Here is a 24,295-nt window from a genome sequence, read left to right as displayed (position 1 = left end):
CCTGCTTGACCCTGCCGCTCCCTCCCGCCTCCCTCGCGGCGCCGCGGGAGACAGGCCGATGAACGTCCCGCCTTCCGGCTTCACGGCCCGCACCCGCCTCGGCCTCACCCTGATCGCGGGCGGGGCGGTCGCCAATATCTACTACAACCAGCCCTTGCTTGCCGTCCTCGTCCAGGATCTCGGCGAGCGGGCAGCCCTTCTCGTGCCGACCGCGACGCTGGTCGGCTACGGCCTCGGTATCCTCCTGCTGGTGCCGCTGGGGGACAGCCTGCCCCGTCGCAGGCTGATCGTGTGGCAGCTCCTCGCCCTCGCCGTGGCCCTGGTTGCCGCGGGTCTCAGCCCGAATCTCCTCGCCCTCACGCTCGCGAGCCTCGCCGTCGGGGTGCTCGCCTCGGCGGCACAGCAGGCCGTGCCCTTCGCGGCGGAGCTCGCCCCCGATGCCACGCGGGGCCGCATCGTCGGCCAGGTGATGACGGGGCTGCTCGGCGGCATCCTGCTCGCACGGACCTTGAGCGGCTTCGTCGGCGCGCATCTCGGCTGGCGCGCCGTCTTCCTTGGGGCGGCGGCGCTGGCGCTGGCCATGGCGGGCCTCGCCACGGCGACGCTGCCGGCGGGCGGGGCCGGCAAGCCGCTGCGCTACCGGGCGCTGATGTACTCGGTGCTGGGCCTCGTGCGCACGCAGCCAGTCCTGCGGAACGCCAGCCTGTCCCAGGCCCTGCTCTTCGCGAGCTTCAACGCCTTCTGGGTGACGCTCGCCCTCCTCGTCGAGGCGGAGCCCTTCTCCTTCACCCCGGCGGGCGCGGGCCTGTTCGGGGTGATCGGCCTCGCCGGCGCCCTGTTCGCGCCGATCGCAGGACGCTTCAGCGACCGGGAGGGCGCCAAGCCCGTGGTGATCGCCGGGGGCCTGTGCGTGGTGGCGGCCTTCACCGTGCTCTGGGCGGCGGGCACCTGGTCGCTCACGGCCATCGTCCTCGGCGTGCTGCTGATCGATGTCGGCATCAATGGCGCGCTCATCGCCAACCAGACCCGGGCCTATGCCCTGGTGCCCGGCGCCCGCGGCCGCATCAACACCGTGCTGTTCACAGCCATCTTCAGCGGCGGCGCGGTCGGGGCCTTCTGCGGCACCCAGGCCTTCCTGTTCGCCGGCTGGCCGGGAGTCTGCGTCGTCGGCCTCGGCTTCGCCCTGGCGGCCCTCGCGGTGGCGGCCGGCGGCCGCGTCAGGACGGCTTGAGCACCCGGGACAGGCGGCACCAGGCGGCCTTGTCCCCCGGCAGGCCGAAGCGCAGCCGCGCCGGATTCTCGGCGAAGCGCCGGACATAGATCCCTGCCGCGCCGAGCCGCCGGAACAGCCCCGGCCCGTCGGGAAAATCGGCCGTGCGGAACAGGGTGGTGCCGCCGACCAGCCGCCCCCCGGCCCGCAGCAGCATGCGGTCGAGCCGGTCCGCCTCCGCCGCGCAGGTCTGCGCCATCTGCCGGCGCCATTCGAGGTCGGAGAGCGCGATCCGGCCCGCGGCGATCGCCGGGCCCGACACCGCCCAGGGGCCGAGCGCCGTCTCGAGGCGGGCGACGTACTCCGGACTCGCCAGGGCGAAGCCGAGGCGCAGGCCGGCGAGCCCGTAGCTCTTGCCGAAGGAGCGCAGTTCGACCAAGCCGTCGCGCTCGCCCGGCCAAGCCCCCTCCCCCGGCTCCAGATCCGCGAAGGCGCGGTCGAGCACCAGCAGGCCGCCGGCGCGGGCGAGCCGGGCGCGCAAGGCCTCGATCTCCGCCGGGGCGACCCGGCGGCCATCGGGATTGTTGGGGCTGACGAGGACGACAACCGCCGCGGCCGCCGTCACGGCGAGCTCCGGCACCGTCTCGACGGCATGGCCCGCCCGGCCCCACGCGGCCGCGTGCTCGGCATAGGTCGGCCCGACCACCGCGACCCGCGTCGCCGGCATGAGCCGCGGCAGCGTCTCGATCAGGATCTGCGTGCCCGGGGCGCAGGCGATCTCGTCGAGATCCCGCGCGCCGTAGGCCGCGGCCGCGGCCCGCTTCAGTGCGGCGAGATCGGCCTGCGAGGGCAGCCGTGTCAGGGCGCTGGCCTCGAAGGGCGGCAGCGGATAGGGGACCGGGTTGATCCCGGTCGAGAGGTCGAGCCAGGGCTCGGGCGCTTCCGGAAACAGCCGGCGCGCGGCCGCGAGGTCGCCGCCATGCAGGATCGGCGCGGGGCCCGCGTCCTCCTCATCCCCTCGGCCGGCTGCTGGCATGGTCTCTCTGGAACGACGGATCGCGATGGACTGGACCGACCTGATCCGCCCGCCCGGCAGCCTCGCGATCCTGGCGCTGGCCCTGGCGGTGGAAGCGGCGTCGGGTTATCCGGCCGCGCTCTACAGCCTGCTCGGCCACCCTGTCACCTGGATCGGCGCCCTGATCGGCCGGCTCGACCGGGGGCTCAACCGCGGCGACCCGCAGCGGCGGCGGATCGCCGGGGTGGCGGCGCTGGCCATTCTCCTCCTGGTCGCGGGGGGCGCGGCGCTCGCCCTCACCCGTCTTGCCGCCCTGACGGGACCGGCTGCGGCCCTCCCGATCCTCGCCCTGCTCGCCGCGAGTCTGCCCGCCCAGCGCAGCCTCCACGACCATGTCGCCCGCGTCGCCCGGGACCTGCGCGAAGAGGGCCTGACCGGCGGGCGGAGGGCCGTCTCGATGATCGTCGGGCGCAATCCCGAGAGCCTGGACGAGGCCGCGATCTGCCGCGCCGCCATCGAGAGCCTGTCCGAGAACTTTTCCGACGGCATCGTCGCGCCGGCCTTCTGGATCGGCGCCCTCGGCCTGCCCGGGGGCGTGCTCTACAAGGCGATCAACACCGCCGACAGCATGATCGGCCACCGCACCCCGCGCCACGAGGCCTTCGGCTGGGCCTCCGCCCGGCTCGACGATCTCGTGAACCTGCCGGCCTCCCGGCTGACCGCCCTGCTGATCCTCGCCGCCGCCGCTCTGCATCCGGGCGCCTCCGCCCGCGAGGGCTGGGTGGCGCTCCGCCGCGACGCGCGCCATCACCGCTCGCCCAATGCCGGCTGGCCGGAGGCGGCGATGGCCGGGGCGCTCGGCCTGCGGCTCGCCGGCCCGCGCATCTACGGCGAGATGCGGGTGGAGGATGCCTGGATGGGCCTTGGCCGGGCGGAGGCCGCCCCGGCGGATATCGAGCGGGCGCTCACCCTCTATCGCAGCGCATGCCTGCTGCTCTGGCTGATCGGCGCGAGCCTTGCCGCCCTGGCCTTCCTCAGCTGAGGCGGCTCCCCGCCAGCGCCAGCAGGCGCTCGCAATCGACATGCGCTTCGAGGTGGTCGGCGAAGCGGTCGAGCACCGCGTCGATTCCCGCCTCGTAGGAGTCCCCGCTCGGGGCGGCGCCGATCCGGGCGAGCCAGGCGGCCCGCTGGCGGTCGTCGGCGAAGAGGCCGTGGACATAGGTGCCGCAGACGCGCCCGTCCGCCGAGACCGCCCCGTCCGGTCTACCGTCCGAGAAGCGCAGGAGCGGCCGCGCCGCATCCGGCCCGGTCGTGTCGCCGACATGCATCTCGTAGCCGGCGAAGGGCACTCCGTCCGCGACACTGGTGCCGCTCACCGCGACGAGCCGCTTCTCCGGCGTCATCACCGTCTCGAGATCGAGCAGGCCGAGACCCTCGACGCGGCGCGGCGCCCCCTCGATGCCGTGCGGGTCGTCGATGCTGCGCCCCATCATCTGATAGCCGCCGCAGAGCCCCAGCACCGGCCGGCCGCGGGCGAGATGCGCGCGCAGATCCGCGTCCCATCCCTGCGCGCGGGCGAAGGCGAGATCGTCGATCGTGGTCTTCGAGCCGGGCAGGACGATCAGCGCCGCCCGCTCCGGCAGGGGCAGGCCCGGGCGCACGAACACCACCTCGACGCCGGGCTCCTGGCGGAGCGGATCGAGATCGTCGAAATTCGCGATGTGCGGGAAGACCGGCACCGCCACCACCGGAGCGCCGGGCAGGCGCCGCGGCCCCGGCTGGTCGAGGGCGAGGGCATCCTCCGGCGGCAGGTGCGCGGCCTCGGGGAAGTGCGGCACGAGGCCGAGCGGCGCCCAGCCGGTGCGCTGCGCGATGATCGCCATCCCGTCGTCGAACAGGCTCGGATCGCCACGGAAGCGGTTGACGAGGAAGCCGCGGATCATCGCCGCGTCCTCCGGCTCGATCACCACCTTGGTGCCGACGAGGCTGGCGATGACGCCGCCCCGGTCGATGTCGCCGACCAGCACCACGGGCACGCCCGCCGCCCGCGCGAAGCCCATATTCGCGATGTCGCCCCGGCGCAGATTCACCTCCGCCGGCGAGCCCGCCCCCTCGACGAGGACGAGGTCGGCCTGCCCCCGCAGCCGCGCGTAGCTGTCGAGCACCGAGGCCAGGAGCTTCGGCTTCATTTCCTGGTAGTCCCGCGCTCGGGCCGTGCCGACCATGCGGCCCTGCACCACCACCTGCGCGCCGACATCGCTCTGCGGCTTGAGCAGGACCGGGTTCATGTGGACTGAGGGCGGCACCCGTGCCGCCCGCGCCTGCAGGGCCTGGGCGCGGCCGATCTCGCCGCCATCGGCGGTCACGGCGGCGTTGTTCGACATGTTCTGCGGCTTGAACGGCCGCACGGCGAGGCCGGCCCGGGTGAAGGCACGGGCGAGACCGGCGACGATCAGCGACTTGCCGACATCGGAGCCGGTCCCCTGGATCATCAGGGCGCGGGTCATGGCACGGCGCCCCTGCGCAAGCTTCGTCCGGCTAGAAGAACGGCCCGGGCCCCCAGCCCCAGCCGATGGGCCGGGGGCGGAAGGGCAAGAACGGACCCGGGCCGTAGCCGGGGCCATAGAAGGCCGGGCGCGGGCGGAACGGCGGCGGGCCATAGGCGAAGGGCGGCGGGCCGTAGGGGTCGTCGAACACCACCTCGCGATAGACCGGGCGGGGCCGCAGATAGACCGGGCGCTCCACCACCACCTCCCGCACGACCCGGCGCGTCCGGTAGACATAAACCGGCTTGCGCACCACGACCTCGCGCACGATCGTGCGCGGGCGATGCGCGGAGCGGTATCGGCCAGCGGGCGCTGCCCGGTAGGATTCCGTCACCGGCTCGTCGGCGCGGGCCGTTGGAGGAGAGCCGGCCAGGCCGGCTGCGAGGGAAAGGGCCCCGGCGAGGGCGCAGGCGAGTCGTCTCATCGTCCACCCTGTCCTTGGCGCGGGCGCGTTCCGGCCGCGCTTGCACGGCCCCGGTTGTGCATCGGGGCGCCGCCGCCATCAAGGGCGCTCCGCCTCAGAACTCGATTCCCTCCTGCGCCTTCACCCCGGCGGAGAAGTGGTGCTTCACGCTGCCCATCTCGGTGACGAGGTCGGCGGCCTCGATCAGGGCCGGCTTGGCGTTGCGGCCCGTTACCACGACGTGGAGATCCGGCCGCCGGGCCTTCAGCGCTGCGACCACCGCATCGAGGTCGAGCTGCTCGTAGCGCAGCGCGATGTTGAGCTCGTCGAGGACGAGCAGGCGCAGGGAGGGATCCGCCATCAGGCGCTCGGCCTCGGCCCAGGCCCGCCGCGCCGCCGCGGCGTCGCGGGCCTTGTCCTGCGTCTCCCAGGTGAAGCCCTCGCCCAGGGCGTGCCACTCGACCTGGGCGCCGAAGGCCTTGAGCGCGTGCTTCTCGCCGGTGTCCCAGGCACCCTTCACGAACTGCACCACGCCGACGCGCCAGCCGCGCCCGAGTGCCCGCAGCAGCAGCCCGAGGGCCGCCGTGGTCTTGCCCTTGCCGGGGCCGGTATGGACGATGAGGAGACCCTTCTCGATGGTCTTCGAGGCGACTTCGGCGTCCTGGACCGCCTTGCGCTTGGCCATCTTCTCGCGGTGGCGGTCGTCATCGTCGCTCATGCGGGGTTCTCCGCGGAGGGTTTAACGGTCAGGGGGAGCCCGGCCACCATCAGCACGACGCGGTCGGCGGAGGCGGCGAGGCGCTGGTGCAGGCGCCCCGCCTCGTCGCGGAAGCGCCGGGCCAGGGCATTCTCGGGCACGATGCCGAGGCCGACCTCGTTGCCGACCAGCACCAGCGGCCCCGGCGCGGCGGCGCAGGCCTGCACGAGGGCGGCCGAGGCCGCGGCGAGATCGGCCTCCGCCAGCATCAAATTGGTGAGCCAGAGCGTGAGACAATCGACCAGAACCGGCCCCGTCGCGGCGGCCACCGCCTCGGGCAGCGCCATCGGCACGTCCCGGGTGATCCAATCGCCGGAGCGCCGCTCCCGGTGGAGGGCGATGCGGGCGCGCATCTCGTCGTCCCAGGCCTCCGCGGTGGCGAGATAGAGCCAGGGACCGGGGCAGGATTCGATCAGCCGCTCGGCATAGGCGCTCTTGCCCGAGCGCGCGCCGCCGAGCACCAGGGTCATTCCGGAAAGGGGCGTCCGATCATCCGCCATCCGGTCTCTCCACGAATCCATTCCGCCCCGGCCTATGGCACAGGGCCGGAGATCGCGCGAGCGAAGCCATCCGATCGCCTACCAGCCGGCGTTCCCGCGCATGCGCTCGGCGAGGAAGTCCACGAGCACGCGCACGCGGGCGGGCATGGCCGCGCCGCCCACGAACACGGCGTGGATCGCCTCGCGGTCCCCGGGGTTGAAGGGGGCGAGGAGCGGCACGAGCCGGCCCGCCGCCAGCTCCTCGGTGATGTGGAAGTTGCCCACCCGCGTGATGCCGACGCCCGCGAGTGCGAGCTGCACCAGCGTCTCGCCGTTGTTCGCCCGCATGCTGCCCTGCACGGCGAGGAGATGGTCCTGGCCGCCCACGCGGAAGGGCCAGCCGGGCTCGATGCGGCGGAAGCTGAAATCGAGGCAGTTATGGGCGGCAAGGTCCGCCGGCACCTGCGGCGTGCCGGCGCGGGCGAGATAGGCGGGCGAAGCGACCACCGTGCGCCCGGTATCGCCCAGGCGCCGCGCGGTGAGCGGGCTGTCGGCCAGGGGCCCGAAGCGGATCGCCACGTCCGCCCGGCCTCCCAGAACATCGGCGAGTTCGTCGGACAGGTCGATCTCGACCACGATCTCGGGATGCAGGGCGGCGAAGTCGGCGAGCAGCGGCACCACCACGAGCCGGCCATGTGCGGTCGCGGTGCTCACCCGGACCCGCCCCCGCGGGCGGCCCTGGTCGGCGAGCGCCCGCTCGGTCTCGTCGAGATCGGCCAGGATGCGCCGAGCTGCCCGTCCATAGGCTTCGCCCTCGGCGGTCAGGCGCAGACTGCGCGTGGTCCGCACGATCAGCCGCACGCCGAGCCGGGATTCCAGGCGGCTGACGATCCGGCTGACGGCGGACGGCGTCAGGCCGAGCCGGCGCGCGGCGCCCGCCAGGCTGCCGGCCGCGATCACGGCCAGGAAAGCGCTCATCTCGCCGGTTCGATCGATGCCGTCCCGCCTCATTCGTGATCCTTGCGCACGGATCTCGGTCCGCGAGCCCGGCTACCGCCCTCGTCGCCGATCCGCCACGTGCTGTCACGGAACGACGAGGATATCCACGATGAAAACCAATCCCGCCCTGCTCGCACTGGCCATGGGCGCCTTCGGCATCGGCGTGACCGAGTTCACCCCGATGGGGATGCTGCCCCTGATGGCGACCGATCTCGGCGTCTCGATTCCGGCGGCGGGCCTCGTGGTCAGCGCCTACGCCCTCGGCGTGTTGGTCGGGGCGCCGCTCGTGACCCTCGCGGCCGCACGCGTGCCGCGCCGGCGCTTGCTGATCGGTCTGATGGCGATCTTCACCCTCGGCAACGCCATGGCGGCGCTAGCGGACAGCTATGCGACGCTGGTCGCCGCCCGGCTCGTCACCTCGCTCAACCACGGCGCCTTTTTCGGGGTGGGCGCGGTGGTGGCAGCACGGCTCGTGCCGCCGGAGCGGAGAGCCGCGGCCGTGGCGGCGATGTTCTCGGGGCTCACCCTCGCCACCATCGGCGGCGTGCCGCTCGCGGCCTGGATCGGCGAGGTGCTCGGCTGGCGCACGGCGTTCTGGGGCATCGCGGGGGTCGGCGTCCTCGCCATGCTCGCGCTGGCCGCCGCCCTGCCGGACCTGAGGGCCGAGGCCGGCGCCGACATGCGGGCGGAGCTACGTGTGCTCGTCCGCGGCCCGGTGCTCGCCGCCCTCGGGCTGACGGTCGTCGGCGCCAGCGCGATGTTCACGGTCTTCACCTACATCGTGCCGATCCTGCGGGTCGAGACGGAAGCCTCCGTCGGCTTCGTCACGGCGATGCTGGTGCTCTACGGCGCCGGGCTCGCGGCCGGGAACTGGCTCGGAGGCCGCCTCGCCGACCGCTCGGTGGACGGCACCATCGCGGCCGCGCTGGCCGGACTGGTGGTCCTCCTCCTGCTCCTCGCCGCGACGTTGCGCTGGGAGGCTGCCGTCGCGATCCTGATCGTTCTGTGGGGCGTGGCGAGCTTCGCGCTGGTGCCGCCGCTCCAGATGCGCGTGATGAACGAGGCGCAGGAGGCCCCCAACCTCGCCTCGGCGATGAATATCGGCGCCTTCAACTTCGGCAACGCGATCGGGGCGGCGGCGGGCGGCGCCGTGATCGACGCCGGGCTCGGCTACCCCGCTGTCCCCCTCGCGGGCGCCGCGATGGCGGGTGCCGGCCTTCTCATGCTCGCGGCGCTCCGCCGGAACCGCCCCCGCCTCCCGGTTTCGGCCACCTGCTGAGCACAGGGCTAGGACCATGGCCGCGATTGTCCCGAAGGCGGCCATCCGCTCCGATTGCAAGTCCAGATCCGAGCCGCTAGGGTCCGCAGCGACGGTGCCTCGGCGACGAGGTGAAAAGGGAACGCGGGCCGGGGCCTCAGCCTCGAAGCCGCGGCTGCCCCCGCAACTGTGAGCGGTACACGTGCCCGCCATCGGCCACTGGAGCGATCCGGGAAGGCGGTGGGCATATCATACGCCGCGAGCCAGGAGACCTGCCGTCACCCGCTATCTCTCAACGCCGCCGGCGGGGCGGCCGGAGCCTGACCATGACGACCACGACGCTTTCCACCGCGACCACCGTCACCGAGGGCGCCCGCGCCGTCGTGATCGCGGCCTTCCTCGGCCTCGGCCTCGTCTTCCTGGCGGGTTTTGCCCCGGCCTCGGCGCTGCACAACGCGGCGCACGACTTCCGGCACGCGCAGAACTTCCCCTGCCACTGATCGCCTGATCCCCCAGGCGCCCTTTCCATGATTATCCGGTTGCTGTCGGCGGCGCTCGTCGCCGGCTTCCTCGCGGCTGTCGCTGCCACGGGGCTGCAGCTCGCCCTCACCTCGCCGCTCATCGTGGCGGCGGAGGCCTATGAAGGCCAGAGCGCCGCCCTGTCCGCGCCGAAGAGCCTCGTCGTGCTCGCCCATTCCCACGGGAACGGCGCGGAAGGCCACGACCCTTCCGATCCGGGTCATGCCGGCCACGACCACGGCGGGGGCGAGTGGCAGCCCGGCGAGGGCCTGCCGCGCATGGCCTTCACCGGCCTCGCCACCCTGATCGGCGGCGTCGGCTACGCTCTGCTGCTCGGCGCGGTGATGCTTGCCCTGCGCCTGCCGCCGGGTCCGGAGACCGGGCTGAAGCTCGGCCTTGCCGGCTTCGCTGCGGTGGCGCTGGCCCCCGCCGTGGGCCTGCCGCCGGAGCTGCCCGGCATGGGGGCGGCCGCCCTCGAGCTACGGCAGGCCTGGTGGCTGATGACGGTGATCGCGACGGGCCTCGGCCTCTACCTGATCCTGGTGCGCCGGGTGCCAATCACCATCCTCGGCGGCCTCGTCCTGATCGTCGGCCCGCACCTCGCCGGGGCGCCGCATGTCGAGGAGGCGGCCTCGAAGCTGCCGGCGGGCTATGCGGCGCAGTTCGCGGCGCGCTCGCTGGCCATCGCCTTCGTGTTCTGGGCGCTGATCGGCCTCGGCTTCGGCTGGGCCTGGCACGCCTTCGGACGCGAGAAGGCAACAGCCCGTGCCTGATCCCGACCATCCGAATGCGGTGGTGCTGCATGTCTGCACCACCTGCAAGGTGGCGGGACAGGGCGGCGACAAGCCGGCGGGCAGCCGCCTGCTGGACGCGCTCCAGACGGAGCTCGACCGCGCGCCCGTGCCGGGGTTGACCGTCGAGGGCGTGCCCTGTCTCTCGGTCTGCAAGCGGCCCTGCACCGTCGCCGTCGCCTCGGCGGGCCGCTGGAGCTACGTCTACGGGGATCTCGACGCCGAGGCTTCCGCCCGCACCATCCTCGACGGGCTCGCCGCCTATGCCGCCACGCCGGACGGGATCGTGGCCTGGCGCGAGCGGCCGGTCGAATTCCGCCGGGGCGTGATCGCCCGCATCCCGCCGCTGCCCGCGGCCCGCACGGACGACATCTGAGAGCGCGCCATGAGCATCGTCGAGAAGATCCCCTGCACCATCGTCACCGGCTTCCTCGGGGCCGGCAAGACGACCCTGGTGCGTCATGTGGTGGAGAACGCGAAGGGCGCGAAGCTCGCCATCATCGTCAACGAGTTCGGCGATATCGGCTTCGACGGCTCCTTCCTCGCCTCCTGCGGCATCGAGGGCTGCGACGAGAATTCGGTGGTCGAACTGCCGAACGGCTGCATCTGCTGCACCGTGGCCGACGATTTCGTGCCCGCCCTGACCAAGCTCCTCGACCGGCCGGAGCCCCCGCAGCACATCCTGATCGAGACCTCCGGCCTCGCCCTGCCCAAGCCCCTGGTCCAGGCCTTCCAGTGGCCGGCGATCCGCTCCCGCGTCACCGTCGACGGGGTCGTCGCCGTGGTGGACGGGCCGGCGGTGGCCTCCGGCCAGTTCGCCGAGGATCCGGACGCGCTCGCCAATCAGCGCGCCGCCGACACGGCGGTCGACCACGACAACCCGCTGGAGGAGGTCTTCGAGGACCAGCTCCTCTGCGCCGACCTCGTGGTCGTCAACAAGGCCGACCTGATCGACGCGGAGGCTCGCGGCAAGGTGCGCGCCGAGATCGAGGGCCACCTGCCCCGCGCCGTGAAGCTCGTCGAGACCGAGCACGGCCGCATCGATCCCCGCGTGCTGCTCGGCCTCGCCGCGGCGGCCGAGGACGATCTCGAGGCCCGCCCCTCCCATCACGGCGAGGGCGAGGACCACGACCACGACGATTTCGAATCGGTGGCGCTCCCCGTCTCCGCGACCGCGACCCCGGACGACCTCGCCGCCCGCGTCGCCAAGGCCGCCGAGACCGAGGGCGTGCTGCGCATCAAGGGCTTCGTGGAGGTGACCGGCAAGCCGATGCGCCTCGTGGTGCAGGGCGTCGGCCGCCGCATCGCCCACCATTACGACCGTCCCTGGAAGAACAGCGAGCCTCGGGACGGGCGCCTCGTGGTGATCGGCCTCAAGGGCTTCGACCGGGCGGCAGTCGCGGCGGCACTGGCGGGCTAGTTCGGCCCCTCGCCTCGCCGGCCCGCCGCGCGCTATGATGGCAGCGGATCCGACATGCTGAACCGCGCCCCCCAACCCATGAGCGTCGAGGCCTTCTTCGCCGGGCAGGAACGTCCAGCGGAGCTCTTCGAACGCGCGGGCGGCGCATCCGGCCAGGGTGCCTGAGCGAGCGCCATGCACCTGATCCGCGTCGATACGGTCTCCCTCGACGAGGGCGAGGCGGCCATCGATCTCGGGCAGACGCCCGGCGATCTCGTCGTCCTGTCCTTCACCGACACCGACCTGTCCGGCCTTGCCGCCGCCCATGCCGCGGAGATTGGCCTGCCGGCCCTGCGGCTCGCCAAGCTCGCGCAGCTGCGCCACCCGATGTCGGTGGACCTCTATGTCGACGGGGTGATCGCACGGGCGAAAGTGGTGCTGATCCGCTGCCTCGGCGGCCTCGACTACTGGCGCTACGGCATCGAGCGCGCCGCCCAGGCCTGCCGGGCCCACGGGGTGAAGCTCGCCGTGCTGCCCGGCGACGAGCGGCCGGACGAGCGGCTCGCAGCCTTCTGCACCCTGCCGCCCGAGACCCTCGCCGCCTTCGACACCTATTTCCGCGCGGGCGGCCACGACAATCTGCGCCAGCTCCTGCGCCGCATGGCCGCCGAGGCCGGGCAGGCGATCGAGGCCGCGCCGCCCAAAGCGCTGCCGCGGGGCTTCGCCTGGTGCCCCGCCTGCGGCGCGATGGAGCTGGAAACCGCGCTTTCCGCCGCGGGGCCCGGGCCCCGCGCGCTCCTTCTCGTCTACCGCTCGGCGGTGCTCGCCGGCGACACCGCCCCCGCTGTTGCCCTGGTCGCCGCCCTGCGCCAACGGGGCATCGGCACGGTGGCGCTCGCCGTCTCGAGCTTGAAGGATCCGGAGGCCGTTACCGCGGTGCGCGCCGCGATCGCCGCCGGGCGGCCGGACGTGATCGTGGCGGCGACCGCCTTCTCGGCGCGGGAGGATGCGGGTTTCGTGCTCGATGCCGCCGATTGTCCGGTGCTGCAGGCCTACACGATCGGCGCCGCGCGCACGGCCTGGCAGGCTTCCGCCCGCGGCATGAACGCCGCCGACCTCGCCATGCAGGTCGCCCTGCCGGAATTCGACGGAAGGCTCTCGGGCTTCCCGATCTCGTTCAAGGAGGAAGCGCCCGCGGTCGAGGGCTTTTCCGAACGCCGGGCCGTGCCCGATCCCGCCGGGATCGACGCCCTCGCCGACCGCGCGGCGGCCTGGATCCGCCTCGCCCGCCTGCCGCGCAGCGCGCGCCGGCTCGCCCTCGTGCTGTCGGACTATCCGGCCCGCGCAGGCCGGGCCGGCTACGCCGTCGGCCTCGACACGCCCGAGAGCGCCCGCGCCATCGCGCAGGACCTCGCCGCAGCGGGCTACGCCGCCGGGCCGCTGCCAGAGGCGCCCGCGCTGATGGCGGCGCTGACCGAGGCTCCGCCGACCTTCACCGTTTCGCTCGCCACCTACGAGGCCTGGTTCGCCGGCCTGCCGGAGGCCTCGCGGGACACGCTCATCGCGCAATGGGGACCCCCTCAGGAGGATCCCCTCTGCCGCGACGGCGCCTTCCGGTTCCGGATGCTGCGGGCGGATCCCGCGTCCCCCCTCGCGGGAGAGGGACACCTCAGCCTCTTCCTCCAGCCCGATCGCGGGCGGGCGGCGGACCGCAAGGCGGGCTACCACGATCCGGACGCGCCGCCGACGCACGCCTATCTCGCCTTCCATCTCGGCCTGCGGGAGAAGTTCGACGCGCTGATCCAGCTCGGCACCCACGGCACCACCGAGTGGCTGCCGGGCAAGGCCGTGGCGCTCTCGCCGGAATGCTGGCCTTCCCGCGCCGTCGGCTCCCTGCCGGTCGTCTATCCCTTCGTCGTCGACGATCCCGGCGAGGCCGCGCCCCTGAAGCGCCGGCTCGGCGGGGTAGCCCTCGGCCACCTGACCCCGGAGGTCGAGGCCGCCGGCCTGACGCCCCAGGCGGCGGCCCTGCGCGAGCTGGTGGAGGAATATTCCGCCGCGAGCGTGCTCGACCCGCGCCGGGCGGCGCTCATCGCCGAGGCGATCCTCGACGAGGCCGCCTCCGCCGGTCTGATGGACAGCGCCGACATCCCCGCCAACACGCCGATGGCCGATGCGCTGACGGCCCTCGACGCGCATCTCTGCGACCTCGGCGAGACGCCCTTCCGCGACGGGCTCCACGTCTTCGGCCGCGCCGGAGATAGCGCGGACGCCCTGCGTCAAGCCTGCGCCGAGGCGGAGCGAAGGAACCTCCTCGCGGCGCTCGACGGCCGCTTCGTGCCCCCCGGCCCCGCCGGCTCGCCCTCGCGCGGGCGGGCCGACGTGATGCCCACGGGGCGCAATCTCACCACCCTCGACCCCCGCAGCCTGCCGACCCGCGCCGCGACCCTGCTCGGCGCCAAGGCGGCGGAGGCCGTGGTGCGGCGCTACCTGCAGGACGAGGGCGAGTACCCGGCCCGCATCGTCATGGATCTCTGGGCCTCCCCGACCCTGCGCACCGGCGGCGAGGACGTGGCCCATGCCCTGGCGCTGATGGGCGTGCGCCCGGTCTGGGACCATGCCTCGACCCGCGTCACGGGCTTCGAGGTGCTGCCGCTGGCCCTGCTCGACCGGCCGCGCATCGATGTGACCTGCCGTATCTCCGGCGCCTTCCGCGATACCTTCCCTGAGACCCTGGCCCTGCTCGACCACGCCGCTCGGGCGGTCGCCGCCCGCGAGGGGGAGGAGGATGCCGAGAACCCGCTGGCCGCCGCCCGGCGCCGGGGGGAGTCGGTCTCGCGCATCTACGGCGCGGCACCCGGCCGCTACGGCGCCGGCACAGCGGGGCTCGCCCTCGACGGCGCCTGGGAGAGCCGCGACGATCTCGGCCGCGCCTATCTCGCCGCGACGAGCCATGCCTATGGCGGCCGCGAAGAGGGGGAGGATGCGGGCTTCGCCGCCCGGGTCGCCCAGGCCGATGCCTATCTCCACGCCTTCGACGTGGCCGAGCGCGATCTCCTCGACGGCGATGCCGCCGCCGACGCCATGGGCGGTTTTTCCGCCGCCGCCGCAACCACTGGCGCCAAGCCGGCTCTCTACAGCCTGGACGTGTCGAACCCCGAGACGCCCCGCGCCCGCACCGCCCGGGAGGACGTCGCCCGCCTGATCAACGGCCGGCTCGCCTCGCCTCGCTGGATCGCGGCGCAGCTGCGCCACGGCTATCGTGGCGCGCAGGAACTCGCGCAGGGCATGGATGCGGTCTTCGTGCTGGCCGCCGCGACGCCCGCCGTGAGCCATGCCGATCTCGACCGGCTCTACGGCGCCTGGATCGCCGACGCGCAGGTCTTCGAGGCCCTGCACGCCGCCAACCCCGCCGCGGCCCGGGCCATCCTGGAGCGTTTCGACGCGTTGCGCGCCCGCGGCCTCTGGCAGAGCCGGCGCAACGCCCTGCCCGTCGACGCCCTGCTGCCGGCGGCCGAATGAGCGGGCGCCGCATCCTGCCCGAGGGCGCCAGACGGGGCTGGTGCCCCTCCCTCGCCCGGCCCATGCCGACCGGGGACGGCCTGCTCGTCCGGGTGCATCCGCCGCTCGGCCGCCTCACCCCAGGCCAGGCCCGGGCCGTGGCCGAGGGCGCGCGCCGCCACGGCAACGGGAACATCGACATCACCGCCCGCGGCAACCTGCAGATCCGCGGCGTCACGCCGGAGAGCGGCTCCGCCCTCGCCTGCCTGCTGGACGGGGCGGGCCTCGGGGATGTCCGCGACGATGGCGGCCCGCAGCGGCTGACCCTGACGAGCCCGCTCGCCGGCCACGATGCCAGCGAGCGCATCGATGTGCCGGCCCTCGCCCGCGCCATCGAGGCCGTCGGCCTCACCATAAATCCTTTGCCGGCTAAAACTTTGGTGGCGATCGAGGGGGGCGGGCGCTTCGGGCTGGCCGGGCTGGAGGCGGACTTTACGCTGCGGGCGACCCGGCCCGGCTTCGCGGCCCTGGGCTGCGCGGCTCCGGAGGGGCTTGCCTGGACGCGGGAGCAGCCCGCGATCCAGATGCCCGGCCTGCTCGGCCTCGCCCTCTGCGTCTTCGCGGAAAGCGGCGCCCGGCGGATGCGCGACCTCGACGACGACGCCCGCGCGCGGGTGATCGCCGCGGCGGGCGGTGCGGGACCGGCCCCGGACGATGCGGCCGAGCCGCCGCCGCAGCCCGGCCGCGCCTTCCTGTCCCGCAGCCGCAGCGCCGTGGTGGTCGAGGCGCCCTTCGGCCGCTGCGACGCGGCAGGCTTCGAGCGGCTCGCCGATCTCGCCGGGACCGCCGAGCTACGGCTGAGCCCGAGCCGCGGGGTCTGCCTCGTCACCTCCGCGGCGCAGGCCGCCGGCCTCCTCGCCGCGCTCGCGGAAGCCGGCTTCGTGACCCGCGCCGACGATCCCCGCCGCGCGGTCGCCGCCTGCCCCGGCGCGCCGGCCTGCGCCTCCGGCACGACGCCGGTGCCGGACCACGCCGCCCGGCTCGCCGGCGCTTTCGCGGATTTCGCGACTGGCGGCCTCACCGCCCATGTCTCCGGCTGCGCCAAGGGCTGCGCCCATCCCGGCCCCGCCGACCTCACCCTCGTCGGACGGGAGGGCGCCTACGACATCGTCCTCGGCGGAAGGCCCGATGCGGAGCCGGCCATACGTCTGACTTTCGAGGCGGCGCTGGACCGCGTAAGGAGAGCGCAAACAGGGGGTGTATCCGCCCCGGGGGCAACCGCCTCGGCCGCGCTGCGGCAGGCGTTTCAGGACGATGGGACATGAGTGCGCGGCTCGACTACCTGCGCGATGGCGGTGCGATCTACGCCCGCTCCTTCGCGATGATCCGCGCCGAGGCCGACCTCGCCCGCTTCGAGGGCGCGGCCGAGCGGGTGGTGGTGCGGATGATCCATGCCTGCGGCATGACCGATCTGCCCGGCGACGTGGAGGTCTCCGCCGATTTCGCCACCGCCGGCGAGGCCGCCCTCAAGGCCGGCGCGCCGATCCTGTGCGACGTGCGCATGGTCGCTGACGGCGTCACCCGCAGCCGGCTGCCCGCGAACAACCCCGTCCTCTGCACGCTGGGCGATCCCCGCGTGCCCGATCTCGCCAAGGCCATGGGCACCACCCGCTCGGCCGCGGCGATGGAATTGTGGCGCGAGCACCTGCCGGGCAGCGTCGTGGCGGTCGGCAATGCCCCGACCTCCCTGTTCCGCCTGCTCGAACTCCTCGACGAGGGCATCGGCGCCCCGGCGGCGGTGATCGGCATCCCGGTCGGCTTCGTCGGTGCAGCGGAATCGAAGGAAGCGCTGGCGAAAGACGGGCGCGTGCCCTTCGTCGTGGTGCATGGCCGCCGCGGCGGCAGCGCCATGGCGGCCGCCGCCGTCAACGCGCTCGCGAGCGAGGTCGAGTGATGGAGGCGAGCGAGCGCTTCGAGCCGGTCTTGAGCGAGGCCGATGCGGGCGGAGCCGCCCCGCTCCTCGCCCGGACCGGGACGCTCTACGGCGTCGGCATGGGGCCGGGCGATCCCGACTACCTCACCCTGAAGGCCCTTCGGGTGCTGGAGCGGGCGCCGCTGCTCGTGCACTTCTGCAAGAAGGGCAAGCGCGGCAACGCCCGCACCATCGCCGACGCCCTGGTGCGCGATCCGGCCCGGGAATTCCCCCTGGTCTATCCCTACACGACCGAGCTTCCGCCGGACCACGCGGACTACGTCTCCGCGCTGGCCGCCTTCTACGACGACGCCGCGGGCAAGCTCGCCGACCATCTCGGCGCCGGCCGCGACGTGGCGATCCTGTCGGAGGGCGACCCCTTCTTCTACGGCTCGTTCATGCATCTGTGGCGGCGGCTCAAGGACCGTTTCCCCGTCGAGGTGATCCCCGGCGTCACCGGCATGTCCGGCTGCTGGACGCGGGCCAACACCCCGATCACCTGGGGCGACGACGTGCTCACCGTGCTGCCGGCGACCCTGTCGCCGGAGGCGCTCGCCGCGCAGCTCCGGGGCACCGACGCCGCGGTGATCATGAAGCTCGGCCGCCACCTGCCGAAGGTCCGCGCCGCCCTGGCGGAGGCGGGCCTGCTCGCCCGCGCGATCTATGTCGAGCGCGGCACCATGGCGGGGGAGACCATCGTCCCGCTCGCCGAGAAGGCGGACGATTCCGCCCCCTATTTCTCGATGGTGCTGGTGCCCGGCGAAGGCCGGCGCCCCTGAGTTTCGCGCCCATGACCGGTTCGCTCACCATCGTCGGCCTCGGGCCGGGCGATCCGCGCCTGCTGACGCTTGCCGCGCAGGACGCCCTCGATCAGGCGCAGGACCTGATCGGCTACATCCCCTATGTCGCCCGCGTCCCGGAGCGGCCGGGGCTGACGCGCCACGCCACCGACAACCGCGTCGAGGTCGACCGCGCACGCCACGCCCTCGAACTCGCGGCCTCCGGCCGGCGGGTCGCGGTGGTCTCGGGCGGGGATCCCGGCGTCTTCGCCATGGCCGCGGCGGTGTTCGAGGCGGTGGAGAACGGCGAGCCCGCCTGGCGCGACCTGCCGATCCGGGTCGAGCCCGGCATCACCGCCATGCTCGCCGCAGCCGCCCGCCTCGGGGCGCCGCTCGGCGGCGATTTCTGCGCGCTCTCGCTCTCCGACAACCTCAAGCCCTGGGAGACGATCCTCGCCCGCCTCGAAGCGGTTTTGCGGGCCGATCTCGTGGTGGCGCTCTACAACCCGATCTCGAAGGCGCGGCCCTGGCAGCTCGGCAAGGCCTTGGAGCTCGCCGCCGGCCTGCGCCCGGCCGACACCCCCGTGATCCTCGCCCGCGCCGTGACCCGGCCGGACGAGGCTTTGCGGGTGCTGACGCTGGATGAAGCCCGCACCGCCCCTGCCGACATGGCGACCATGGTCATCATCGGGGCGACCGGCACCCGCCTGATCCCCCGCAGCGAGGGATTGCCCTTCGTCTACACGCTGCGCAGCGTGGCCGGGTCGGGCAGCGCGTAGCTCTTCTGCTCCCGCAGGAGCGAGCCCGCCGCCACGTCGATGCGCCGCTTCAGCGCCGCGCGGCGGTCGTTGAGGCGGTAGACGGAGCGGGCGGCCTCGACGAAATCCGCATCGAAGCGGCCCTCCGCCTCGCGGGACCGGAGCTCGTCCTCGACCTGCCAGAGGGCGCCGTTCACGTCCCTGAGCAGCTCGAGGACGGCGCGCGTCTCCGTGGAGGCCGTCTCGAAGGCCGGCGTCGCGGTCAGGAGCTTCAGCTCGTCGCGGACATAGCGGAGCTTGTCCGGGTCGTGGATCCGCTCGGACTTGATCTGGAGGATGCTGATCTTGTCGATCAGCTCGCCCAGGGAACAGGGCACCATCGGCAGGGAGACCGGCCCGGAGACGATGCCGGCCGCCCGGCGGGCGAGCGCCGCATGGATCGCGGCGAAGACGCTCGCCCAATCCCCCGGCCGCTCCTGCCGGAACAGGCGCAGGCTCGGATACCAGGGGCAGTCCTCGCCGGTGAGCAGCCAGCGCCAGTCCGGCACGTGGCTGAGGGCCAGCCAGACCGGGCGGCCCAGGGCCCCGGCGAGATGGGCGACGGCCGAATCCGAGGTCACGACGAGGTCGAGGCTCATCAGCACCGCGGCGGTGTCGAGGAAGGCTCCCTCCGTGTCCAGGGGCTCGGGCAGGCGCTCGACGAGGCTCGCCGGCACCGCCTTGAGCTGGTCGAGGCCCGGCCCGCGCTGCAGGCTGATGAGCCGCACGCCGGGCAGGCCGGCGAGGGTGAGGAAATGCGCGAGCGGGATCGAGCGCCGGCTGTCGTGCCGGAACTGCGGATTGCCCTGCCAGGCGATGCCGACCCGGAAGCCCCGCTCCCCGATCACCCCGGCCCAGCGGGCGATTCCTTCCACGCCGACGCGCAGATAGGGCGCCGCCCCCAGGCTCCCGGCCCGGAGGCCGAGCCGGTGCGGCAGGCTGAGGAGGGAGACGTGGTAGTCGTAGGGACCCTCGCCCTCCCCTTCCCCGACCAGGGTACAGTGCTCCGTGAGCGGCGCGAGCAGCGGATGCAGGGTTACCGGCACCTGGAAAGTGACGCGGGCGCCCTGCGCCGCGAGCGCCGACAGGAAGCGGACGAACTGGAAGGTGTCGCCGAAGCCCTGTTCCGCGCTCACGAGCAGGCGCTTGCCGGCGAGGTCTTCCCCCTGCCAAGTCGGGCAGCCGGAGGGCCGCGGCGGCTCGGCCCCCTGGAGACGCGCCTCGTAATCGGCGAAGCCCGCGGCATAGTCCCCGGCGAGCAGGCGGCACATCCCGCGGTCGACGAGCAGCACGGGGTCTTCCGGCCGCAGGGCGAGGGCCTGCGTGAAGGCCGCGACCGCTTCCTCCAGCCGGTGCAGGTCGCACAGGGCCTTGGCACGGTTCGACCAGGCATCGGCGCGCTGTGCATTGAGGGCCAGGGCCGCGTCGTAGCTCGCGAGCGCCGCCTCGACGCGGCCGGCCTCGTGCAGCAGCACGCCCCGGTTCAGCCAGGTCTCCGCATCGTCGGCGCGCAGGGTGACGACCTGGTCGTAGGCGGCGAGGGCGTCCTCCCAGCGCCCGAGCCGGTGCAGGACGAGGCCGAGCAGGGCGAGGGCGTCGAGATCCTCGGAATCGCGATGCAAGGCCCGGGTCAGGTAGCCGAGGGCATCGGAGAGGCCGCCGAGCCGCAGGGCGGTGCGGGCGTAGCCGAGCCAGCCGGGCTCCTCCGCCTCTTCCAGGGAGACCGCCCGGGCGAGGCTCGCCCGCGCCTCGGCCAGCAGGCCGCAGCCTTCCAGCGCCGCGCTCAGGTTGCTCCAGACCTGGGGCGAGGCGGGCTCGTGGCGGGCGGCGGCATCGAGCCAGGGCACGGCGGCCTCCGGCCGGCCGAGCGCCATCATCACCACGCCCGCGAGGGTGCAGCCGGCGCCGTCGGAGCCCAGCGCCTGCCGATGCGCCTCGACCAGCCGCCCGGCCTCGGCCGTCTGCCCGGCGAGGTAGAGATCCTTGATGTCCCGATAGGCCGTCATCACCCGATTCCCTGCCGCAGCCGCTCCAGAGCAGCCTGCGCATCCGCCACCCACGGCACCGCCGGCACGGGGGGCCGTCGCACCACCACCACGGGCAGCCCGAGATCGCGCGCCGCCTCGATCTTGGCGTAGGTGGCCGCGCCCCCCGAATTCTTGGTGACCATCACCGCGATGCCGGCCTCGCGCAGGAAGCGCGTCTCCGCCGCCCGGTCGAAGGGCCCGCGGGCCGCGATCGCGTGCAACTGCGGCAAGGCCACCCCGGCGGGCTCGATGCTGCGCACAAAATAACGATGCTGCGGCGCAGCAAGAAAGGCCGAGACCTCCTGCCGCCCGATGGTGAGGAAGACGTTTCGCGGCGTCTCGCCCAGCGCCGCGGCGGCCCCGGCCATGTCGTCCACCTCGGTCCAGTCGTCTTCCGGCTGCCTGTCCCAGGCCGGCCTCCGGATCGCCAGCAGGGGCACGCCCGCCGCCGCGCAGGCCTCCGCGGCGTTGCGGGAGATCCGCGCGGCGAAGGGATGGGTCGCATCGACCACCTGCCCGATCCCCTCGGCGAGGAGATACTCGGCGAGCCCCTGCGCCCCACCGAACCCGCCGATGCGGGTGGGCACCGGCAGGGGCCGGGGCCGGGCCGTGCGGCCGGCGAGCGACAGAGTCGGCGCGAAATGCGCCGCGAGCGGCGCGAGGCCGGCAGCCAGGGTGCTCGCCTCGGTGGTGCCGCCGAGGATCAGGATGCGCTGGGGATGCGCGCCTCGCCCCGCCTTGTCCTGTCCGTTCCCCATTCGTACACCTGTTGCGCCGACGGCCCCGCGATAGCACGGCCGTGGCGAGGATCGAGCCTTGTTCCCGTTCTGCCGCGATTGCCTGACGGAACAGCCGGCCGGCGCGCAGCGCTGCCGTGCCTGCGGCTCGCCGCGGCTCCTGCACCATCCCGCCCGCGACCGACTCGCGATCGCGCATATCGATTGCGACGCCTTCTACGCCACCATCGAGAAGCGCGACGACCCCGCCTTGCGGGACCGGCCGCTGATCATCGGCGGGGGCAAGCGCGGCGTGGTCGCCACCGCCTGCTACCTCGCGCGGATCGACGGCGTGCGCTCGGCCATGCCGATGTTCAAGGCGCTCAAGCTCTGCCCGCAGGCGGTGGTGCTGCGGCCGGACATGGAGAAATACGCCAAGGTCGGCCGCGCGGTGCGGGCGATGATGCTCGACCTGACCCCCGCCGTGGAGCCGGTCTCGATCGACGAGGCCTTCCTCGACCTCTCGGGCACCGCGCGGCTGCACGGGGCGTCCCCGGCCGTGACCCTGGCCCGGTTCGCCGCACGGGTGGAGCGGGAGATCGGCATCACGGTCTCGGTCGGGCTCTCGGCCAACAAGTTCCTGGCCAAGATCGCGAGCGACCTCGACAAGCCGCGGGGCTTCTCGATCATCGCCCCGGAGGAGGCGCGGGACTTCCTCGCCGACCGGCCGGTGGGCATCCTGCCGGGCATCGGCGGTGCGGCGCAGGAGCGGCTGGCGAGCCTGGGCATCCGCCGGGTCGGCGACATCGCCCGCGCCGATCCGAAGCGGCTTCACGCCGCCCTGGGGCGGGAGGCGGAGCGCCTGATCGCCCTGGCCGAGGGTCGCGACGGCCGCCCGGTGAAGACGAGCCGGGAGGCCAAGACCGTCTCCGCCGAGACGACCTTCTCTGCCGACATCGCCGATTTCGCGGAGTTGCGGCCGATCCTGTGGCGGCTCTGCGAGAAGGTCTCGGGCCGGCTCAAGAAAGCGGGCCTCGCCGCCGGCAGCGTGACCCTGAAGCTGAAGGACGAGTCCTTCCGCCTGCGCACCCGCACCCGCGGCGGCCTCAGCCCGACGCAGCTCGCCGATCGCCTCTTCCGGGAGGGGGAGCCGATGCTGCGCGAGGCCTGCGACGGCACCCGCTTCCGGCTGATCGGCATCGGCGGGGGCGATCTCTGCGCCGCGATCCATGCCGACCGGGGCGACCTCGTCGACAGCAGCGTCGCCGCCGTGGCGCGGCGGGAGGCGGCCCTCGACAAGGTCCGCGAACGCTTCGGCGCCGCGGCCGTGCAGCGGGGCCTCGGCTTCAGGCCGGCGGAACGGGGCTGAGGGACGCGGCGAAGAGCGGGAGCGCGGGCCGATGGGCGGCCTCGTGGGCGAGCAGCCAGCGCTTGCGCGCGATCCCGCCGCCATAGCCGGTCAGCGTGCCGTTGGCGCCGATCACCCGGTGGCAGGGCACGACGAGGCTGATCGGGTTCTGCCCGTTGGCGAGCCCCACCGCCCGGGCCGCGCCCGGCAGGCCGAGACGGGCGGCGAGAGCGCCGTAGCTGCGGGTCTGCCCGGCCGGGATCTCCCGCAGGGCCGCCCAGACCCGCTTCTGGAAGGGCGAGCCGCCGCCATCGATCGGGATCCGGTCGAGGGCCGCGAGCTCCCCATCGAAATAGGCCTGCAGGCCGGCGCGGAGGCCGAGGGCGTCGCCCCCTGCGCGCAGCGACACCGCCGCTCCGAAGCGGCGCTGGAGGAGCCGCGTCAGCCGCGCATCGGGCGCGCCGAAATCGAGGGCGAGGAGCCGTGCCCCGTCATGGACGGCGTGGACCGGGCCGATCGGCCCGGGACCCTCGAAGCTCAGGAGGCGCAGCTCTGCGGTCATCGGGGGATCCACTCCGGGGGCGTACCCCCGGAGTGGCGGTTGTCCTGCCGGCGGTCAATCGCCGACGATCTTGCCGTCCGGCCCGACCTTGATCTCGCGGGTGGTGTCGGCGAGGGCCACGGAGATGTCGTAGCGCACCGCCGAGCCGTCCCGCTTCACCTCCGCCTCGTAGGCCTTGCCGCCGCCGGCCTGCTTCTCGGCGATGGCAAGGGCGTCCTTGAGCGAGGTCGAGGCCTTCTGGAAATCGGCGGGCTTCAGCCGGGTGAAGTAGCGCTCGATCGGCTGGTTCTCGGTCTTGTAGAGTTTGCCCGTGTCGGCATCGATCCCGTACTCGACGAGCTTGCCGTCCGGATAAACGACCTTGATCGCGTAATGGGCCGGGTTCTTGCCGTCCGCGCGCTCGAAATCGGCTTCGATGGCGCGGCCCTTGTCGCCCTGGCTCTCGGCGGTGGTCAGCGCCTGGGCGAGGCTGGTCTTGGCAAGGGCCGCGGCCTGGAATTCCTTGAGGTCCTTGCCGGTCTGGGTGGCGCCGGTCGTCGCGGGCCGGTCGCCGGCGGGCTGCTCCGCCGCGGCCGCGAGGCCAGTGCTCAGGGCCAGAACGGCGGTCGCCAGGGTCAATCGCTTCATCATCGTCGCCTCCTCGATCCGGTTGCGTGTTGGGTCGTGGAAACGTCGTCGCGGAATTTCCGTTTCATGGGCAGTGGCGCGGCGCGTCGTCGGGGAGCCCTTTGCCGACGTGAACTCACTCGATGCGGATACCCTGAGTCTCGGCGCGATCCTGGTCCGTTTGGGCGCGGCGACCCTCTGCGGCCTGCTGCTCGGACTGGAGCGGGAATGGCGGGGCAAGGATGCAGGCATCCGAACCCACGCCCTCGTCGCCCTCAGCGCCGCGCTGATCACCACCTCGGCGCTGAGCCTCTATACCCAGGTGCGCGCGCAGGGGGGCGACGCCGACCCGCTGCGGGTGATCCAGGGCCTCGCCCAGGCGATCGGCTTCATCGCCGCCGGCACGATCTTCGTGGCGAAAAGCGACGTGAAGAACCTCACCACGGCGGCGAGCGTCTGGTTCTCGGCCTCGGCCGGCATCGTGGCCGGCGCGGCGCAGTTCCGCCTGCTCGCGGCCGCCATGGCGTTCGCCGCGGGGATCCACCTGCTGCTCACGCTGCTCGACAAGGCGGGCCTGACGCCGCGCCACCACGATCGGCCGGATTGAGCGC

24 protein-coding genes and 1 riboswitch are annotated in these 24,295 nt (G+C 73.6%); of the genes, 14 read left to right on the top strand and 10 right to left on the bottom strand.

What is annotated here, in order from left to right; translation table 11 throughout:
* The first annotated feature begins 58 nt into the window (after window positions 1-58).
* Entirely contained in the window at window positions 59-1,231 is a 1,173-nt protein-coding gene (locus MMB17_RS11220; RefSeq protein WP_241101973.1) for an MFS transporter, read from the top strand.
* Here the strand turns inward: MMB17_RS11220 and cobD are convergent.
* Window positions 1,218-2,246, bottom strand: coding sequence for a threonine-phosphate decarboxylase CobD (cobD, locus tag MMB17_RS11215; RefSeq protein ID WP_241101972.1), 1,029 nt, complete (start codon window positions 2,244-2,246; stop codon window positions 1,218-1,220). The two genes, MMB17_RS11220 and cobD, sit on opposite strands and share 14 nt — an antisense overlap.
* Before the next feature lie 25 nt (window positions 2,247-2,271).
* Between cobD and cbiB the strand changes: the two genes are divergently transcribed.
* Window positions 2,272-3,267 carry an adenosylcobinamide-phosphate synthase CbiB gene (gene cbiB / locus MMB17_RS11210; RefSeq protein WP_241101971.1) on the top strand — a complete coding sequence of 332 codons (996 nt, stop codon included), beginning with the start codon at window positions 2,272-2,274 and terminating at the stop codon, window positions 3,265-3,267.
* Here the strand turns inward: cbiB and MMB17_RS11205 are convergent.
* The 5 genes from MMB17_RS11205 to MMB17_RS11185 form a co-directional block, all read right to left on the bottom strand.
* The gene (locus tag MMB17_RS11205) at window positions 3,260-4,732 is read right to left on the bottom strand and encodes a cobyric acid synthase (RefSeq protein WP_241101970.1); all 1,473 of its coding nucleotides are present in this window, start codon (window positions 4,730-4,732) and stop codon (window positions 3,260-3,262) included. The two genes, cbiB and MMB17_RS11205, sit on opposite strands and share 8 nt — an antisense overlap.
* A 31-nt stretch (window positions 4,733-4,763) precedes the next feature.
* Window positions 4,764-5,195, bottom strand: a complete 432-nt coding sequence (locus MMB17_RS11200) for a hypothetical protein (RefSeq protein WP_241101969.1) — start codon at window positions 5,193-5,195, stop codon at window positions 4,764-4,766.
* Window positions 5,196-5,289: 94 nt separating this feature from the next.
* Window positions 5,290-5,892, bottom strand: a complete 603-nt coding sequence (cobO, locus tag MMB17_RS11195) for a cob(I)yrinic acid a,c-diamide adenosyltransferase (protein ID WP_241101968.1) — start codon at window positions 5,890-5,892, stop codon at window positions 5,290-5,292.
* Entirely contained in the window at window positions 5,889-6,401 is a 513-nt protein-coding gene (cobU, locus tag MMB17_RS11190) for a bifunctional adenosylcobinamide kinase/adenosylcobinamide-phosphate guanylyltransferase (RefSeq protein ID WP_241102173.1), read from the bottom strand. The genes cobO and cobU overlap by 4 nt, the downstream gene beginning before the upstream one ends.
* A gap of 108 nt (window positions 6,402-6,509) precedes the next feature.
* A complete protein-coding gene (locus MMB17_RS11185; protein WP_241101967.1) occupies window positions 6,510-7,421 on the bottom strand; it encodes a LysR family transcriptional regulator in 912 nt (303 codons plus the stop codon).
* A 97-nt stretch (window positions 7,422-7,518) separates the two neighbouring features.
* Here MMB17_RS11185 and MMB17_RS11180 point away from each other — a divergent pair, with 97 nt between their 5' ends.
* The 10 genes from MMB17_RS11180 (at window position 7,519) to cobJ (ending at window position 18,407) form a co-directional block, all read left to right on the top strand.
* Entirely contained in the window at window positions 7,519-8,688 is a 1,170-nt protein-coding gene (locus MMB17_RS11180; RefSeq protein WP_241101966.1) for an MFS transporter, read from the top strand.
* Between the two features lie 75 nt (window positions 8,689-8,763).
* A riboswitch (cobalamin riboswitch) is annotated at window positions 8,764-8,961 on the top strand.
* 32 nt (window positions 8,962-8,993) lie between these two features.
* A complete protein-coding gene (locus MMB17_RS11175; protein WP_241101965.1) occupies window positions 8,994-9,167 on the top strand; it encodes a CbtB domain-containing protein in 174 nt (57 codons plus the stop codon).
* Window positions 9,168-9,194: 27 nt separating this feature from the next.
* Window positions 9,195-9,959 carry a CbtA family protein gene (locus MMB17_RS11170; RefSeq protein ID WP_241101964.1) on the top strand — a complete coding sequence of 255 codons (765 nt, stop codon included), beginning with the start codon at window positions 9,195-9,197 and terminating at the stop codon, window positions 9,957-9,959.
* Complete coding sequence (locus MMB17_RS11165; protein ID WP_241101963.1) at window positions 9,952-10,353, top strand: DUF1636 family protein; 402 nt, start codon at window positions 9,952-9,954, stop codon at window positions 10,351-10,353. Before MMB17_RS11170 ends, MMB17_RS11165 begins: the two co-directional genes overlap by 8 nt.
* A gap of 9 nt (window positions 10,354-10,362) precedes the next feature.
* Window positions 10,363-11,397, top strand: coding sequence for a cobalamin biosynthesis protein CobW (gene cobW / locus MMB17_RS11160; protein WP_241101962.1), 1,035 nt, complete (start codon window positions 10,363-10,365; stop codon window positions 11,395-11,397).
* Window positions 11,398-11,571: 174 nt separating this feature from the next.
* The gene (cobN, locus tag MMB17_RS11155) at window positions 11,572-14,898 is read left to right on the top strand and encodes a cobaltochelatase subunit CobN (protein ID WP_241101961.1); all 3,327 of its coding nucleotides are present in this window, start codon (window positions 11,572-11,574) and stop codon (window positions 14,896-14,898) included.
* Window positions 14,895-16,202 carry a precorrin-3B synthase gene (locus tag MMB17_RS11150; RefSeq protein WP_241101960.1) on the top strand — a complete coding sequence of 436 codons (1,308 nt, stop codon included), beginning with the start codon at window positions 14,895-14,897 and terminating at the stop codon, window positions 16,200-16,202. Before cobN ends, MMB17_RS11150 begins: the two co-directional genes overlap by 4 nt.
* Window positions 16,199-16,831, top strand: coding sequence for a precorrin-8X methylmutase (locus MMB17_RS11145; RefSeq protein ID WP_241101959.1), 633 nt, complete (start codon window positions 16,199-16,201; stop codon window positions 16,829-16,831). The genes MMB17_RS11150 and MMB17_RS11145 overlap by 4 nt, the downstream gene beginning before the upstream one ends.
* A complete protein-coding gene (locus MMB17_RS11140) occupies window positions 16,831-17,628 on the top strand; it encodes a precorrin-2 C(20)-methyltransferase (RefSeq protein ID WP_420847375.1) in 798 nt (265 codons plus the stop codon). Before MMB17_RS11145 ends, MMB17_RS11140 begins: the two co-directional genes overlap by 1 nt.
* An 11-nt stretch (window positions 17,629-17,639) precedes the next feature.
* Window positions 17,640-18,407: a precorrin-3B C(17)-methyltransferase gene (gene cobJ, locus MMB17_RS11135; RefSeq protein WP_241101958.1), complete on the top strand. Its 768-nt coding sequence runs from the start codon at window positions 17,640-17,642 to the stop codon at window positions 18,405-18,407.
* Here the strand turns inward: cobJ and MMB17_RS11130 are convergent.
* Both MMB17_RS11130 and MMB17_RS11125 read right to left on the bottom strand, forming a co-directional pair.
* The gene (locus MMB17_RS11130; protein ID WP_241101957.1) at window positions 18,368-20,431 is read right to left on the bottom strand and encodes a DUF6165 family protein; all 2,064 of its coding nucleotides are present in this window, start codon (window positions 20,429-20,431) and stop codon (window positions 18,368-18,370) included. The genes cobJ and MMB17_RS11130 overlap by 40 nt on opposite strands.
* Complete coding sequence (locus MMB17_RS11125) at window positions 20,431-21,210, bottom strand: cobalt-precorrin-6A reductase (protein ID WP_241101956.1); 780 nt, start codon at window positions 21,208-21,210, stop codon at window positions 20,431-20,433. The genes MMB17_RS11130 and MMB17_RS11125 overlap by 1 nt, the downstream gene beginning before the upstream one ends.
* A gap of 58 nt (window positions 21,211-21,268) precedes the next feature.
* On the opposite strand from MMB17_RS11125, the gene MMB17_RS11120 reads away from it, so the two are divergent.
* Window positions 21,269-22,537: a DNA polymerase IV gene (locus MMB17_RS11120; protein ID WP_241101955.1), complete on the top strand. Its 1,269-nt coding sequence runs from the start codon at window positions 21,269-21,271 to the stop codon at window positions 22,535-22,537.
* On the opposite strand, the gene MMB17_RS25245 is transcribed toward MMB17_RS11120, so the two are convergent.
* Entirely contained in the window at window positions 22,515-23,078 is a 564-nt protein-coding gene (locus MMB17_RS25245; RefSeq protein ID WP_276518066.1) for a methylated-DNA--[protein]-cysteine S-methyltransferase, read from the bottom strand. The genes MMB17_RS11120 and MMB17_RS25245 overlap by 23 nt on opposite strands.
* Window positions 23,079-23,132: 54 nt before the next feature.
* A complete protein-coding gene (locus MMB17_RS11110; protein WP_241101954.1) occupies window positions 23,133-23,708 on the bottom strand; it encodes a PepSY domain-containing protein in 576 nt (191 codons plus the stop codon).
* A gap of 106 nt (window positions 23,709-23,814) precedes the next feature.
* Here MMB17_RS11110 and MMB17_RS11105 point away from each other — a divergent pair, with 106 nt between their 5' ends.
* Window positions 23,815-24,291, top strand: a complete 477-nt coding sequence (locus MMB17_RS11105; RefSeq protein WP_241101953.1) for an MgtC/SapB family protein — start codon at window positions 23,815-23,817, stop codon at window positions 24,289-24,291.
* Window positions 24,292-24,295 lie beyond the last annotated feature (4 nt).

Source organism: Methylobacterium organophilum, from assembly GCF_022533465.1.
GTDB lineage: Bacteria > Pseudomonadota > Alphaproteobacteria > Rhizobiales > Beijerinckiaceae > Methylobacterium > Methylobacterium organophilum.
Note: the sequence above shows the minus strand (reverse complement) of the source record. Positions and strands in the feature narration are given on the sequence as shown.

What these genes read in the sequence shown, in the direction of transcription:
- MMB17_RS11220 (WP_241101973.1), top strand. Translation starts at nt 59, where the DNA reads ATGAACGTCCCGCCTTCCGGCTTCACGGCCCGCACCCGCCTCGGCCTC.
- cobD (WP_241101972.1), bottom strand. Translation starts at nt 2,246, where the DNA reads ATGCCAGCAGCCGGCCGAGGGGATGAGGAGGACGCGGGCCCCGCGCCG.
- cbiB (WP_241101971.1), top strand. Translation starts at nt 2,272, where the DNA reads ATGGACTGGACCGACCTGATCCGCCCGCCCGGCAGCCTCGCGATCCTG.
- MMB17_RS11205 (WP_241101970.1), bottom strand. Translation starts at nt 4,732, where the DNA reads ATGACCCGCGCCCTGATGATCCAGGGGACCGGCTCCGATGTCGGCAAG.
- MMB17_RS11200 (WP_241101969.1), bottom strand. Translation starts at nt 5,195, where the DNA reads ATGAGACGACTCGCCTGCGCCCTCGCCGGGGCCCTTTCCCTCGCAGCC.
- cobO (WP_241101968.1), bottom strand. Translation starts at nt 5,892, where the DNA reads ATGAGCGACGATGACGACCGCCACCGCGAGAAGATGGCCAAGCGCAAG.
- cobU (WP_241102173.1), bottom strand. Translation starts at nt 6,401, where the DNA reads ATGACCCTGGTGCTCGGCGGCGCGCGCTCGGGCAAGAGCGCCTATGCC.
- MMB17_RS11185 (WP_241101967.1), bottom strand. Translation starts at nt 7,421, where the DNA reads ATGAGGCGGGACGGCATCGATCGAACCGGCGAGATGAGCGCTTTCCTG.
- MMB17_RS11180 (WP_241101966.1), top strand. Translation starts at nt 7,519, where the DNA reads ATGAAAACCAATCCCGCCCTGCTCGCACTGGCCATGGGCGCCTTCGGC.
- MMB17_RS11175 (WP_241101965.1), top strand. Translation starts at nt 8,994, where the DNA reads ATGACGACCACGACGCTTTCCACCGCGACCACCGTCACCGAGGGCGCC.
- MMB17_RS11170 (WP_241101964.1), top strand. Translation starts at nt 9,195, where the DNA reads ATGATTATCCGGTTGCTGTCGGCGGCGCTCGTCGCCGGCTTCCTCGCG.
- cobW (WP_241101962.1), top strand. Translation starts at nt 10,363, where the DNA reads ATGAGCATCGTCGAGAAGATCCCCTGCACCATCGTCACCGGCTTCCTC.
- cobN (WP_241101961.1), top strand. Translation starts at nt 11,572, where the DNA reads ATGCACCTGATCCGCGTCGATACGGTCTCCCTCGACGAGGGCGAGGCG.
- MMB17_RS11150 (WP_241101960.1), top strand. Translation starts at nt 14,895, where the DNA reads ATGAGCGGGCGCCGCATCCTGCCCGAGGGCGCCAGACGGGGCTGGTGC.
- MMB17_RS11145 (WP_241101959.1), top strand. Translation starts at nt 16,199, where the DNA reads ATGAGTGCGCGGCTCGACTACCTGCGCGATGGCGGTGCGATCTACGCC.
- MMB17_RS11140 (WP_420847375.1), top strand. Translation starts at nt 16,831, where the DNA reads ATGGAGGCGAGCGAGCGCTTCGAGCCGGTCTTGAGCGAGGCCGATGCG.
- cobJ (WP_241101958.1), top strand. Translation starts at nt 17,640, where the DNA reads ATGACCGGTTCGCTCACCATCGTCGGCCTCGGGCCGGGCGATCCGCGC.
- MMB17_RS11130 (WP_241101957.1), bottom strand. Translation starts at nt 20,431, where the DNA reads ATGACGGCCTATCGGGACATCAAGGATCTCTACCTCGCCGGGCAGACG.
- MMB17_RS11125 (WP_241101956.1), bottom strand. Translation starts at nt 21,210, where the DNA reads ATGGGGAACGGACAGGACAAGGCGGGGCGAGGCGCGCATCCCCAGCGC.
- MMB17_RS25245 (WP_276518066.1), bottom strand. Translation starts at nt 23,078, where the DNA reads ATGACCGCAGAGCTGCGCCTCCTGAGCTTCGAGGGTCCCGGGCCGATC.
- MMB17_RS11110 (WP_241101954.1), bottom strand. Translation starts at nt 23,708, where the DNA reads ATGATGAAGCGATTGACCCTGGCGACCGCCGTTCTGGCCCTGAGCACT.